This window comes from Methylomagnum sp. (assembly GCF_054333355.1).
This window is the reverse complement of record NZ_JBTEKS010000096.1, coordinates 1-13,084: the sequence shown is the minus strand read 5'-3', so window position 1 is coordinate 13,084 and position 13,084 is coordinate 1. Positions and strand designations below refer to the sequence as shown.

Annotated in this window: 9 protein-coding genes and 1 pseudogene; 6 read left to right on the top strand and 4 right to left on the bottom strand. The window is 61.9% G+C overall.

Going from position 1 to position 13,084, the window contains the following annotated elements; genetic code table 11:
- Positions 1-25: 25 nt before the first annotated feature.
- Complete coding sequence (locus ACXWUF_RS09540; protein ID WP_458494437.1) at positions 26-4,876, bottom strand: FtsW/RodA/SpoVE family cell cycle protein; 4,851 nt, start codon at positions 4,874-4,876, stop codon at positions 26-28.
- A gap of 218 nt (positions 4,877-5,094) precedes the next feature.
- On the opposite strand from ACXWUF_RS09540, the gene ACXWUF_RS09535 reads away from it, so the two are divergent.
- The gene (locus tag ACXWUF_RS09535; RefSeq protein ID WP_458494436.1) at positions 5,095-5,655 is read left to right on the top strand and encodes an NUDIX hydrolase; all 561 of its coding nucleotides are present in this window, start codon (positions 5,095-5,097) and stop codon (positions 5,653-5,655) included.
- Between the two features lie 218 nt (positions 5,656-5,873).
- Entirely contained in the window at positions 5,874-7,547 is a 1,674-nt protein-coding gene (locus ACXWUF_RS09530; protein ID WP_458494435.1) for a hypothetical protein, read from the top strand.
- A 433-nt stretch (positions 7,548-7,980) separates the two neighbouring features.
- Here the strand turns inward: ACXWUF_RS09530 and ACXWUF_RS09525 are convergent.
- Positions 7,981-8,511 (bottom strand): annotated as a pseudogene (locus ACXWUF_RS09525) (hypothetical protein); the annotation flags it as partial.
- Between the two features lie 285 nt (positions 8,512-8,796).
- Between ACXWUF_RS09525 and ACXWUF_RS09520 the strand changes: the two are divergent.
- The 3 genes from ACXWUF_RS09520 (at position 8,797) to ACXWUF_RS09510 (ending at position 11,292) form a co-directional block, all read left to right on the top strand.
- Positions 8,797-9,768, top strand: coding sequence for a DNA cytosine methyltransferase (locus tag ACXWUF_RS09520; protein WP_458494434.1), 972 nt, complete (start codon positions 8,797-8,799; stop codon positions 9,766-9,768).
- Positions 9,769-10,362: an HNH endonuclease gene (locus tag ACXWUF_RS09515; RefSeq protein ID WP_458494433.1), complete on the top strand. Its 594-nt coding sequence runs from the start codon at positions 9,769-9,771 to the stop codon at positions 10,360-10,362.
- Positions 10,363-10,521: 159 nt separating this feature from the next.
- Positions 10,522-11,292 carry a DUF2272 domain-containing protein gene (locus ACXWUF_RS09510; RefSeq protein WP_458494432.1) on the top strand — a complete coding sequence of 257 codons (771 nt, stop codon included), beginning with the start codon at positions 10,522-10,524 and terminating at the stop codon, positions 11,290-11,292.
- A gap of 4 nt (positions 11,293-11,296) precedes the next feature.
- Here ACXWUF_RS09510 and ACXWUF_RS09505 read toward each other — a convergent pair whose 3' ends face one another.
- The gene (locus ACXWUF_RS09505) at positions 11,297-11,599 is read right to left on the bottom strand and encodes a DUF5658 family protein (RefSeq protein WP_458494431.1); all 303 of its coding nucleotides are present in this window, start codon (positions 11,597-11,599) and stop codon (positions 11,297-11,299) included.
- 395 nt (positions 11,600-11,994) lie between these two features.
- Positions 11,995-12,372 (bottom strand): hypothetical protein, encoded by a 378-nt coding sequence (locus ACXWUF_RS09500; RefSeq protein ID WP_458494430.1) that lies wholly within the window; start codon positions 12,370-12,372, stop codon positions 11,995-11,997.
- 315 nt (positions 12,373-12,687) lie between these two features.
- Here ACXWUF_RS09500 and ACXWUF_RS09495 point away from each other — a divergent pair, with 315 nt between their 5' ends.
- Positions 12,688-12,933: a hypothetical protein gene (locus ACXWUF_RS09495; protein WP_458494429.1), complete on the top strand. Its 246-nt coding sequence runs from the start codon at positions 12,688-12,690 to the stop codon at positions 12,931-12,933.
- Positions 12,934-13,084: the final 151 nt, after the last annotated feature.

The following is a 13,084-nucleotide window of genomic DNA, read 5'->3' as shown; positions in this document are numbered from 1 at the left end:
GCTAAAGCCCGCTCCCACGCCTCGTTCATGGTGGGTGATTGGTGTCCTTGCCGGACTTGAGACCAGCCTTGGCCTCGGATTTGGTCGGTGGCTTGGCCATAGCCTTCCCTGCCTTAGGTCGCGCCGGATCAACCACCGGCGCTTTAACCACCGGCACCTTAACCGGGCGGGCCGACGGTGGCTGAGCGGGCGTGGTCGGCTTCACCGCTGGCGCGGGTTGGGGCGGGGCGGCGTTCGGCCATTTGAGTTCCGCCCACCGCTTGACGATCTGGAAAGCCAATTCCGCGCTGACGTTGCGGGCGTCGGCGGGATCGTCGATCCGGCCATCCTTCCGCCAGTTGCGCTCACTCAACACCGCGATAGCGTACTCGAAACCGCCGCCCGTCGGCCCGAACAATCCGCCATACCACTTCAAGGGGCGCGACTGGCATTTCGCCAAGGGCGTTTTCTGGCTACGGCAATGCTCGGCCCAGGCCGTCACGGTGAAGTCGTCCCCCGAATAGCTGGGCGTCCCGGTCTTCCCGGCCACCACCACATTGCCGCCGCCACTCTTGCCGAACACCTGCTCAAACGCCCATTTCGACGTGCCCCGCCGATGCCCTTGGCGCAGCCCATCCAGCACGGTCGCGGCGGCGGCGGGGTCGATGGTCTGGGTCAGGTCGGCGTTGAAGCCCTCGCGCTGAGCGGCGGGAATGTACTCGCCCCGCTGGATGTCCGGGCGGGCGCGATAGAGCTTCTTGTCCTTGACCAGATGGGGCCACGGGGTCGCTTTGCCGCCGCCCCGTTCGGCGAGGGCCAGCCGCGCCATCATCCCGGCGACACCCAAGGGCGTGGCGCGGGAGTTGCCCTGGCCGAAGCCGGTGGACACCAATTCCGCCACCATGCCCCGGCATTGCCGGTATTCCGCCCGGCGGCATTCCTCGACGGCCCCCGACTGGAAGCGCAAATCCTGGTCGTTCATGCGCCGGAAGTCGCGCCCGCCTTGTTCGCCCGGCTCGACGAAGAACCGCCCATACATCACATCGAGGCCGATGGGCCGCCCCGCCTTGCGCAAATACACGGGCCGCCCGAACAACGGATCAAACCGGCCACAATCCGGCCCGCCCGGCTCGCAGCCCGCGTTCCAGCCGGTTCGGGGGGCGGCGTCGCGCACCTTGAGAATCCGCGTCCCCTCCGCATGGGCGTGGCCCTTGGCATCCACATCGAACATCCGGTCCAGAAATTTCACCGAATCGGACCTGGCAAGTTCCGCCTGGAGGGCGTCCTTGTCCGCCACGCCATCCGCCAGAAAACCCAAGGCCATGATCGGTTTAACAATCGAGGCCGGCAACTGGTCGGTGAACACGGCGTGGTTGAGCAGCGCGTCGGGCTTGATCCGGGTTGGGTACGGCGCTTTCGGGCAGTCCTTGCCCCGTGGCCGACCATTGAAGTCGGCGGCGTAACAGGCGGTGTGGGCGCTGGCGAGGGCGACAATCTGGCCGGTGTCGATCCGCAGCACCGCGACGCCCGCCATCCGCGCCCGCGCGCCCTCGGCGAAGTCCTTGCCGTAATCCTTGAGCGCGATGGCCTCGCAGACTTGCGGATTGGCCTGGCGGGTGGCGCAGGCCGCGACTTGCTGGGCTAAGCGCTGCATCAGCGGGTCGATGGTCAGGCGCAGGTCCAAGCCCTGCATGGGCTTGCCCGGGTCAACGCGGTTCTCGTCGCCAAGCAAGCGCGTGAAATCGGGCGCGGCGGGATCGCGCAGGGGCGTCAAGGGTGCCAGCAACTCCGGCAAGGAGGGCGGCACCGTCCAGTTGTCGTGGGTGTGGCTGTCCGGCCAGGGCTGGCCGGCGGCGCCCGCGTTCCAATCCGGTTTGCCGAACGCCGTCAGGTTGCCAGCGGCGAGCTTGGCAAAATCTTCGCAGCGGTCGCGGCCATCGGGGGTCTTGCGGCGGCTGGGCAAATAGGCCGCGACGCCCGCCTCGGGTCCGCCCCAGGCCACGCAGCCATTGGCAACGGCCCACGGGTCCGGGCGGTCGAACAACGAATCCGGCACGGCGGCTTGCTGGTGGGGACCAAACGCCACGAGACTCGCCGCCCGCTCCCGCCAATCCAGCCGGGCCAGGGCCAGTGCGCCGTTCTTCGCCAGCCGTTCCAGGGCGCGGCGGGCGTCGTCGCAAGAAAAACGCTGGGCTGGCTCGGCGGCGCCGACGCCGGACTCCACCGCCGCCGTCCACAGCCGGGTGGAGAACACATAGCGGCTATTCAGCAGTCGTTCGCCCTCCCCGTTGCGGGGATTGTCCAGCCAGCCTTGCAAGGTTCTGGCATGGCGGGAAAGCGCCACCGCGACGGCGGGCTTTGCCTCCCCACCCAAAACATCCCGGCAGGGGCCGCCCCAGGCCATTTGGTCGGAGAACTGCGCCTCGTCGGCGGGCACGATGGCGGCCTCGATGGCCTTGGTGGCCCGGACCAATTTGGTGTCGCGATGGCGGGACGCCGCTTTCTGGTGGCTCTCCCACCCGCCGATGCCGAAATAACCCGCCCCCACCGCCGCCAGCGTCACCGGCAGCAGCACGGCGAAGGCCGCCCAATGCAGGCTGAACGCCCGTTCCCCGGCGCGGTCGGCGGGTGCATTGACGACCAGCCCGAAAAACACCGCGCCCGCCCACAGCGACACGCTGCCATAGCTGACAAACGGCAGCGGCACCCCGGACAAGGGCAGCCAGCTTAAGTTGCCCGCCACGGTCATGGCGGTCTGCGCCAAAACCACCAGCACCCACAGCAAGGCCACCCAGCGAATGTAATCCCGCCACCGATCCGGCGCGTCGGCCCGCGTCAGCGGCGTCCGAGCATGGACCCGGACCAGATCGACCAGCGCGAGTCCGAACAACGCCAGCACGGTGAACGTCGCCACCGGACCCAACGCGCCCATCAGCGCGGTGACGGTGTAATCGCTGGCCAATTGCTCGGGCAAGCCCCGGCACAGCGCGGGGTCGCCATAGCCGCACCAGGGCGCTTGGGCGAAGCCGAAGCCGCCGACGGGCACCTCATCGCGGAACATGCCCACCAAGGCCATCTGGTCATTGGCGGCGGAATACGGGTCGCGCATGGCGTCCAGGCGTTCGCCGATGTGCGGCAGCCAGCGGGCGGCGAACCGTCCGCCCACGAACACCACGCCCACCGCCAGCCCCACGAAGCCGAACGCGGCGGCGCAGCCCACCAGCCACGCGAGGCCAAGCGAACCGCCTTCCCGCCCGCGCCAGACGGTCATGGCGAGCGCCCCCACCAGCACCCCGCCCGCCAGCGTGACCACCACCAGCGGCCCCATGTCGTGGGTCTTGAAGAAGCCCGCCACCGCCAAGCCGACGATGAACAGCAGCGGCAGAAACAGGCCCGACACAGGACGCCACCAACGCCGCCAAGGCAATTGCCGCAACAGGGCGGGTCCGGCGTCGCCCCGGCTCAGGAAGAAGCCCGCCCCGGCCAGGATCAGCCACGCCTTGAGCCAGTCGGACGTCACCGCGAAATTGCGGCCCGCCGCGACCACCACGCCCAACACCAGCGCCGCCGCCATGCCATACCGGAACAGCACCGCCGCCAGCTTGGCGGAGCGGACATCCTGCGCGGAGAACAGCCAGCGCTGGACGCCGATGGCGAAGCCGAGCAGCCAAGGCCGCAGCAGGGGCAGCACAGAAATCAGGATGAACGCCAGCCACACATCGCGCTGGTGATAGAACGCCAGGAACCGCCGGTTGCCGAGGAAGTTCAGCGATTCGTCGATGAGCAGCCAGAATCCCAGCCCCATCAGGCCCACCGCCAGCGGATAGGCGAACGCCGAAGCGGGCGACTCGCGGCGGGCGGGCGGCGCTTCGGGCAAACGCAGCCAGCCGATGGCGATGCCCAGAGCCAAGGCCGGGGCGATCCACCAATAAGAAATCAAGGTGGCCCAAGCGCCGACCCCGGCCCACAGCGGCAGGGCCAAGGCCAGCACGCGGCGCGGCTTGGCGGACACCCGGCCCAGCGCGAGCAACAACCAAGCCAGCAAGGCGAACGCTGCGAACCGCTGGGGCGCGGCGTCGAGCAAGCCGCGCATGGCCTGGACCTTGGGCAGTTCGGTTTCGGCGCGGGCGAGATCGAGCAGATTTCGCTTAACGACTTCGATCCGGCTTGGCTCGACGAGTCCTGCGCAGCCGTCCGCCGCTCGTTGGAACACGCCGGGCGGCGCGGTGCGGAAGTTCTCCACGCCGTCGTCCAGCAGCGCCGCCAAGGTGAACAGCAGGTCGGCGCGGGCGGCGGGGGTGCGCTGGTAAGCGGTGGCCCATTGCCCGTACAGGCAGCGCAGCTCGGTCCAGGGCGCGTGGGTCTGGCCGCGGTCGTCCAGCTCCAGTTGCCGACTCAGTTGGAGCAAGGTCTCGCTCGCCTCCCGCGCCGCTTCTGGCAGGTTATCCGGCGCTTCGGCCAACAGGCGTCCGCCGCCTTGCTGTTGTTTGAGGGCGGCCATCCGCGCCTTGAGATAGTCCTGGATGGCTTGGTGCCGCTGGAACAGCGCGGCGATGGCGGGCGGGGCGTCGGCGGCTTCGAAATGATCCGGCAGGGGTTCTTTGCCCGCGCCCCACTCGGCCTTGCAGAACCGCTCCCGCTGGCCTTCCGGCAAATGTCCGGCGATGGCGTAGCACAGGTTTTTCCGCAGCCGGGCCGGGCCGGGTCCATGGGTTTCCGGCTCGGGGGCCAAGGGTTCCAGCCGGGCTTGTTCCTGGCTGAAACGCTGGTCGGGCTGGGCGGCTTGTGCGCCCAGCGGGCCGTAGAGGTGGAACAAGACGCCGAGCGTGAGTACGAGCAGGAAGAATTCGAGGACACCGGCGCGGGGGAATGGGCGCGGAAGGAGCGGGAGTTTCATTGAGGTAGCCTGTGCGTCTGCTTGTTGGTGCGCGGCTGGGGAGCTTTGGCTTCAAATGGTACTTTAAGCCTGCCCGAGTCACTAGGCCGACGCTGTTCGCGTAGGCCGACGCGGTTTTCAAAACCGCGTCGGCCTTTCTCGCTAACGATGGGCGAATATGGCCCGTCGGAGCCGCGCCGCCACCCACCCCATAAAATTCACCCACCCAACCAAGCCCCATGAATCCACCCGAACAAAATCCTCCCCAAGCCAGCCCAACCGGCCCGGCCTCGCAATACGAACGCCTCTACGAAGTGGACGAACACGACCACGTCATCGGTCCCCGCGCCCGGGGCGAACTGCACCGGCTGGGACTCCGGCACCGGGCGGTGCATATCCTGGTCTTCAACGGGCGGGGCGAATTGTTCCTGCAAAAACGCGCCACGACCAAGGACATCAATCCTGGCCTCTGGGACACCTCCGCCGCCGGGCATGTGGATTTCGGCGAAAGCTACGACCAATGCGCGGCGCGGGAACTGGCGGAGGAACTGGGCGTGGAGAGTCCGGCGGCGTTGGAATTCTTGTTCAAGCTCCCGGCCACGGACCAGACCGGCTGGGAATTCGTGCAGGTCTACCGCGCTCAATATGATGGCGAGTTGCGGCTGTGCGCCGACGAAATCACCGAGGGCCGCTGGTTCAACATGGACGAGATGAACGCTTGGCTAGCCCAGGGCGGCGAGGGACTCACCACCTCGTTTCAGGTAATCTGGCGGACCTATAACACCCAACCGCGCCTATAGGATGGGTGGAGGCGCTCTCGATCAGGTCATCTCTTTTTTATGAAGAACTCCCCGGCGCCGTAACCCATCATGCTGACCGGTGTGGTGGGTTACGGCGCACGGAAGCACAACCATGGATGGCAAAGCCGAAAAGATGTGCGCCTAACCCACCCTACGAAACTCGTCATTGGTGCGCCTCACCCACCCTATGAAATTTTTGTGAAGGGAACGTCCAAACCATGCAAATCACACCCAATCCCCCGCCCCAACCCACCCCGCCCATCGGGCTTCCGGCCATCTTGCTTGCCTGGATCGACCGCAATTTTTTGGAGCTTGGCCGGGAACTACGGCTCACCTATCTGCCGCCGCTGATGGTCTACGTCGCGGCGGGCATTTCGGGCCTGACCGGCATCGTCGGCACCTTCTTCGTCAAAGAATATCTGGGGCTGTCGGCGGAATTCTTGGCGGCGCTGGGCTTCTGGGCCATGCTGCCCTGGTCGCTCAAGCTGCCGGTCGGGCACCTCGTGGACATCATCTGGCGCTATAAGGCGCTGCTGGTGTTCTTCGGTGCCGGGCTGGTGGCGACCAGCCTCGCCATCATGCTGGGCCTTTTGTACAACCGGGCGGCGATGGAAGCCTTCATGTCGGCGGGTTCCTGGTACGTCGCCAGCACCATCCTGGCCCCGGTGGGCTACGTGATTCAGGACGTAGTGGCCGACGCCATGACCGTCGAGGCCATCCCCCGCACCGCGCCGGACGGGCGGATGCTGCCGGAATCGGAACAGCGCTTGATGCACTCCACCATGCAGACCCTCGGGCGGGTCGCCATCATCGGCGGCACCCTGCTGGTGGCGCTGGTGAACGTGTTCATGTTCCAGGGCGTGGAAGCCATGGCGCAACCCGAGAAGGTCGCCATTTATCAGCGCATCTACGCCATGGCGATGGTTATCCCGCTGGTGTCGTGTTCGGGCGTGCTGCTGGCGGCGCACCTGCGGCGCAAGAACCGGGCTTCCCTCCGCGAACTCGGCTACACCCTCTCGGAAATCGAAGCCCTGACCAACACCCAGACCGAACGCCCCGAACCGAACTGGTGGATACTCGGCGGCGGTCTGGCGTTCGCGGCGGTGTCCGTGTCGGTGGGGCTGGCGAATTTCGCGTTTGGGCAGGAGATCATTTTCTTCCTGTCCATGTTCATCATCCTGGCGCTAATGAACCGGCTGTTGGACGAGATGGACACCGAATCCCGCGCCGTCCTGCTGGGCACGGCGATATTAATCTTCGTGTTCCGGGCCACGCCGAGCGCCGGTCCCGGCTCCAGTTGGTGGATGATTGATTCGCTGGGCTTCGACCAATCCTTCATGGCGAAGCTGTCCCTGATTGGCAGCGCGTTGAGCCTCGCCGGGCTGTTCCTGTTCCGCCGCTTCATGGCGGAGAAATCCATGCCGCACATCATTCTGGTGCTGACCTTGGCGGGCACGGTGCTGTCGTTGCCGACCATCGGCATGTATTACGGGCTGCACGAATGGACCGCCGCGCTCACCGGCGGCGTGGTGGACGCCCGCTTCATCGCGGTCATCGACACGGCGCTGGAATCGCCCCTGGGTCAGGTCGCCATGGTGCCGATGCTGGCCTGGATCGCCCATTCGGCCCCGTCCCATTTGAAGGCGACCTTCTTCGCGGTGATGGCGTCCTTCACCAACCTATCGCTGGCGCTCGGCCAATTGGGCACGAAGTATCTCAATGATATTTATACGGTGACTCGCGAGGTGAAAGACCCGGCCACCGGCGCCATCAGCGTACCGGCCAATTATGGGGAGTTGGGGCATTTGTTGATCGCCGCCACGGTGCTGGGCTTGGTGCTGCCCCTGGCGGCGATTGTGGTGGTGCGGATGCTGCGGTGGCGCAGCGTGTAGGCGTTTGTATAGATGGCAGTGGAAGGAAAGCTTCATTTGATCGCCCTCACCCCAACCCTCTCCCGTAGGGAGAGGGAGCAAATGTCGCTTTACCAACTTAGTTTATAGGATGGGTTACGCGGCGCTTCACCCATCCTATGAGAACTATAGGCAGGTTCAGGCGTTACTTTTCAGATTCCGCGTCCCCGGCGGCGGGAGTTTCCTCGGCGGCAGATGCGCCGGTTTCTTCGGGAACGGACGCGGCGGGCGCTTCCGCGATGGCCGGGCTAGCGGCTTCGACGACGGGTTCGGCGGTTTCCTCCAAGACTACCGCGACATCATCCTGGGCCACCGGCGTGGCGGTTTTCTCCGCGACAACGACCTCATCCGCGTCATTGGCGGCGACGGCCACGGTTGCCTCTTCCGTAGCGCTAGTTCCCTCGGCAGCGGCCACATTCCAAATCGGATTATCCCTGTCCTCGGGGTCGAGTTTCTCAATATCTTCCGGGTAGAGATGCCAGAACGATTGGTCTATCGCGCCATCCCGATAATTTTCGTTCTTGCGGCTGTGGTGGAACGGGCACCAGAAGTTTTCCACCAGCTTGACCAAATAGGCGTGCCATTCAAATAGTCCGACGCTGAACGGGCAATACCAAGTGCAGTTAAGTATCCAAAATAGCTTGGTTTGGGTGGGGCTGAGTCCATAACCCGGTTCCATGGTGATTTGGCTGGACATCTTATAGCGGAAGCTTTTCCGGTCGGGGAGGAAATCCCGGAGTGGCTTGATATTCTTGGCCCCCATGAGTTTCAGGTGTAAGTAACTGACGTAGGCGCTAGTAATGACGAAGGGCAGCGTGAGGATGGGGGTGTAAATGAGTCCCACGCCGAAAAAGCGTTTTACCCCGGATAGCTTCTTGTTGTTTTCGCCGATACACACCCGGCCACTATCCGGGGCCGTGGGGCCGCAGCTTTCGCATTTTTTCATTGGCTCTCTCTCTTGAATGGGTTGTTATTTGAGCCGGCGGCGTGGCTAACGCCTTGATCCGCCGTGAAGTCCAGCCTGTTGGGGGTGGCTTCGGCGTCAGTATCGCAGATTGGGCGGGTGATGGCACGAGGCGTTAAAAATGGACATCGGGCAAAACATGGACATTAAGGTTATAGCCGGAAATTGGATTGTCGTATAATCCCCCACCTGTCGATACTTCCCAAAAGAAAATAGGATGATGAGACGATTTTTAAATAAACACTTGGTGAATTTAGATATTATTATATGAATGATTTATTTTCTATTGAAATATGCGCGGGTGGCGGTGGACAAGCGCTGGGGTTGGAGCAGGCGGGCTTTAATCATCAGGGGCTTGTGGAGGTTGATCGGCATTGCTGCGAAACGCTCCGGTCAAATCGCCCCCATTGGCAAGTCTTCGAGCAAGATCTGGAAACTTTCGATGGCTCCGCTTTCAAGGGTATAGACCTGCTGGCCGGGGGGTTGCCCTGCCCGCCTTTTTCCAAGGCTGGAAAACAACTGGGAAAGGCTGATGAGCGAAATATGTTCCCAGCGGCGATTCGACTGATTGACCAAATCCGCCCTCAAGCCATCATGATTGAAAATGTCCGGGGAATGCTGGACGCCCTATTTGATGATTACCGGAAATACATTTCCGGGCAACTTACCAAGCTAGGATACAAAACTGACTGGCAACTCTTAACCGCCGCAGATTTCGGGGTTCCCCAGTTGCGTCCACGGGTGGTATTGGTGGCGATTAGAAAAGACTTAGCCAGCGGTTTTGAATGGCCGAAACCGTATCCTCATGGCCCTGCGACGGTGGGAGAAACCTTGTTCGATATGATGGCTTCCCGTGGTTGGCACGGTGTGGCGCTTTGGCGTGAACGCGCCAACAATATAGCGCCGACCATTGTTGGCGGCTCTAAAAAACATGGCGGTGCCGATTTAGGGCCGACCCGCGCTAAAAAGGCTTGGGCGGCTTTAGGCATTGATGGAATGGGTATTGTAGATAATCCACCAGAACAGGACTTTGTGGGGATGCCCCGGCTTACCGTGCCGATGGTGGCGAGGATTCAGGGTTTTCCTGATGAGTGGATTTTTAGCGGCAAGAAAACCCCGGCTTATCGGCAGGTCGGAAACGCTTTCCCCCCACCCGTTGCCCGTGCGGTTGCCGAACAGATTCGGGCTTGCCTGATGTCAACCCGGACCATAACTCCAATGGCTGTTAGGAGACGATAAGTGATAGAGAAGAAAAGCAACGGGGCAAGGGCAAAACTACGCCAGCATTTCCTTGCCAATATTGGCCGCATTATGGATTCCGAAGAACTGCGGACGGTCGCCGGGGGAATTAGCGAATGGGGGCGACGTGTCCGAGAGTTACGTACCGAAGAGGGTTATCAAATCCTAACCCATAACGACCGTAGTGATTTAAAGCCGGGGCAATACCTTCTGCTTGACTCCAAACCAATTCCCGCCTTTGAGCGGGCAATCTCGAAAGAAGTGAGAGCTTTTGTACTCGACCGTAATGGCTTTACCTGCCAGATGTGCGGCGCGGTGGCGGGAGAAGCCCACCCTTATGACCCAACCCGAAAAACCCGGCTTCATATTGGTCATATTATTGACAAATCACAAGGCGGGACGGATGATTCAGGGAATCTTCGGGCAATATGTTCTGTATGCAATGAAGGCGCATCCAATCTTACATTGGAGCGCCCTTCAAGCCAGAAGTTACTTGCACAAATACGTCGCGCCACAGGAGCAGACCAAGTGGAAATATTAAAATGGCTAGTCCGCAAATTTCCCAAGCAAGCCGCCGCCATAATCAATAATTAGTCAGCTCCGTAGGGTAAAAGACCGTAAGTTAAGTTGAGGCACGAAACGTAGCGAGCTATTTCTTGTGGGAGCGGGCTTCAGTCCACGACGGCCCGGTAAAATCGCGGGCTGACGCCCACGCCCACAAGTCTGCTAAAAACAACGAAACCAAGGGACGCCATGCTCAAACACAGCCAACCGACAACGCTGCTCATCTGCCTCATCCTCGCGGGCTGCGCGGGCCACACAACCAGCAAACCACCCAGCGCCGCACGATCCCAAACCCAAGGCACAACCCCACCGACGGCACCAAGCTTGTCCCCGCTCAAACAAACCATCCTCTCCCTCGCCCAGCGGGAATGGGATTATTTCGGGCGGCAGACGGTGTTCCTCGATGGCGAGGCGGAGAGCATTCCCCATGTGGGGATGTGGGAGGACGACGCGGAAGACTATGTGGTGCGGGTGAACTGGTATTGGCGGGCGGTGAACAAGCCGCGCTTCACTGGCAACGATTGCCAGCAGCCCTGGTCGGCCGCGTTCGTGAGCTGGATCATGCGGGAGGCGGGCATTCCCGATTATCAATTTCCACCGTCGGATTCCCACTGGGGGTATCTCACGCGGCTCATGACGGCGGCGGACAGCGATCCCGACGCGGTTTTTCAACCCCGCGCCATTAGCGAATATCAGCCCCGGCCCGGCGACTTGATCTGCGCCACGCGGGGTAATTCCGACGCGCCCCCACTACCCGGCCAAAGTCTCCGGCTGGTGCTGCTGGAACACAAGAAACTGCATTGCGATATTGTGGTGGAACGCGAGGGCGATACCCTCGCGTCCATTGGCGGGAATGTGCGGAATTCGGTTTCGAAGACCATCCTGAAATTGGATAAGGATGGTTTCGTGCAGCCGACCAGGCACCGACCGTGGTTTATGGTGCTGGAAAATCGGCTGTAGTGGCTTACGACGCGAACACCAGAGCCACGTTATTGGTCACCACCACGCCATAAAACCCGACCGCCGAGGCCATGGTGACATGCACCCAGCGATTTTTCATGTGCTTGCGCCCGTGGTATAGGAAGGCGACAAAGCCAAGCTCAGCCAGCTTGAACAAGATAATGGATAATCCCAGTCCCATTACCCCGGAAGAAAAGGTGAGAACGGGATTGACTTCTTCCAGGCCAAAGAAGCTCAGCCCGAGATAGGTCACGATTCCATCCGCGATGTGTAGCAGTCCGAACAGGATTATCAATATGGCATACATGGCTTAACTCCGAATATCCCCCCAGAAACAAGCGTCCCCGGCAACTTGGCTGCTCAAAGACGCGCTAAATAGTGCGATTGCCGGTCGGCGGTCTCGATGAGTGGATTGTTTCAATATCCTCATCAAAAGGCCCGGATATATCACTCTGCGATAATACAAGCAGATTGCATACCATATTAGACGGGGAACCACGGGGCCAATCCTTTTGTGGAGCGTTGCCCCATGGTTTGCAGGGCCGCAATGTCCTTTACGCAATCCCGTTTGAGCGGCTTTCAAGATCAAGTATGGCCTAATTAAGAGCGAAAAAATTGTCGTGTATCAGTTTTTCCTTATTTGCTTGGCCCTTGGTTTTTGTGGGAAACGCGACAATTTTGGCTTGGCGGGATACTCGCCCCTCAGGGCTTCACTTCCAAATAATACGGCTGAAACCCAGCACAACCTTCCCGGCCACTGGCGCTGATCCCGATCCTCACCCTGCCGGGCTGGTCGATGGGCTGCGGCAGGGCCACTTTGACGGCATAGTCACCATTCCGCTGCTTGTCGATGACGGGCGTGACCTTCTGGCCGTTGACCTCGACCACCAAGGTCGCGGCATCGGTCTTGTCGGTGGCGATGAAGCTGAATTCAGTCAGCGAGGCCACCGTTCCGCTGGGCGTTAGCTGAAGGAATTTCGGCTCTTCGCAACCGCTGCTTCCACCGCCGCCGCCGTAGGCCCAGGCACCGCCGCAAGCCAGTGAGGCGACCAAAACCGCTGTTTGAATCAGAGCACGCATGGTTATTCTCCGAAGTTGTAAGTTGCAAGGGATGGGCGGGCCGAGTCCAGCAGATCGCCCCGCCCCAGTCAACCGGCGGTTTTTTGTGGATTTGGCAAGCGGGTGCCCAAGATGAGGCACCGCCCGCCCGGACAAATCCGTCATAAGCGGGTGTGGAGCGCCGCACCTATAAAGCGATATTATGTTTCCGCTCGCTGAACAATGAGGGTCGGACCAACGCCCTTGGCTATCCCGGTTCGGCCCTGTTCTTCATGGCGGCAGGCAGAAAAACAACGGTCCTGATCGGACTATAGAAACAATGGTGGAGGAAACTTTATGAAGATCGCTTTTCATGCTATCGACGGCGCTGGCAAAAATGGCGGCGGTTTAGATTTGCGGAGCCGGGCGCTTCCCATGCTCCAGAATTCAAACACCCGCCGACATGTCTCCCTGGCCCTGATCGCCACGGGCGGCGTGCTGTTCATGATCGCCCCGGAAAACAGCGGGGTCAGCTTGTTGCTGGCGGGGCTTGGCGTGTTGTTTGAGGTGCTGGGAATCAGGCTGGGGCATCCCGACCGGTAGAATCCACGGAGGTGGTGCAAGTCGAGGGAAAGAGACGCGACGACGCCGACTCCGGCAAGGTCGACGACTTGGCGCGGACACCAGGAATTCCGGATTTTCCAAGGGCCAGGTGTCGGCCTTGTGCCAAGGCGTTGATGAGCGGGCGGGGGCT

Coding starts and splice junctions, on each gene's coding strand:
- ACXWUF_RS09540 (WP_458494437.1), bottom strand. CDS start 4,876: ATGAAACTCCCGCTCCTTCCGCGCCCATTCCCCCGCGCCGGTGTCCTC.
- ACXWUF_RS09535 (WP_458494436.1), top strand. CDS start 5,095: ATGAATCCACCCGAACAAAATCCTCCCCAAGCCAGCCCAACCGGCCCG.
- ACXWUF_RS09530 (WP_458494435.1), top strand. CDS start 5,874: ATGCAAATCACACCCAATCCCCCGCCCCAACCCACCCCGCCCATCGGG.
- ACXWUF_RS09520 (WP_458494434.1), top strand. CDS start 8,797: ATGAATGATTTATTTTCTATTGAAATATGCGCGGGTGGCGGTGGACAA.
- ACXWUF_RS09510 (WP_458494432.1), top strand. CDS start 10,522: ATGCTCAAACACAGCCAACCGACAACGCTGCTCATCTGCCTCATCCTC.
- ACXWUF_RS09505 (WP_458494431.1), bottom strand. CDS start 11,599: ATGTATGCCATATTGATAATCCTGTTCGGACTGCTACACATCGCGGAT.
- ACXWUF_RS09500 (WP_458494430.1), bottom strand. CDS start 12,372: ATGCGTGCTCTGATTCAAACAGCGGTTTTGGTCGCCTCACTGGCTTGC.
- ACXWUF_RS09495 (WP_458494429.1), top strand. CDS start 12,688: ATGAAGATCGCTTTTCATGCTATCGACGGCGCTGGCAAAAATGGCGGC.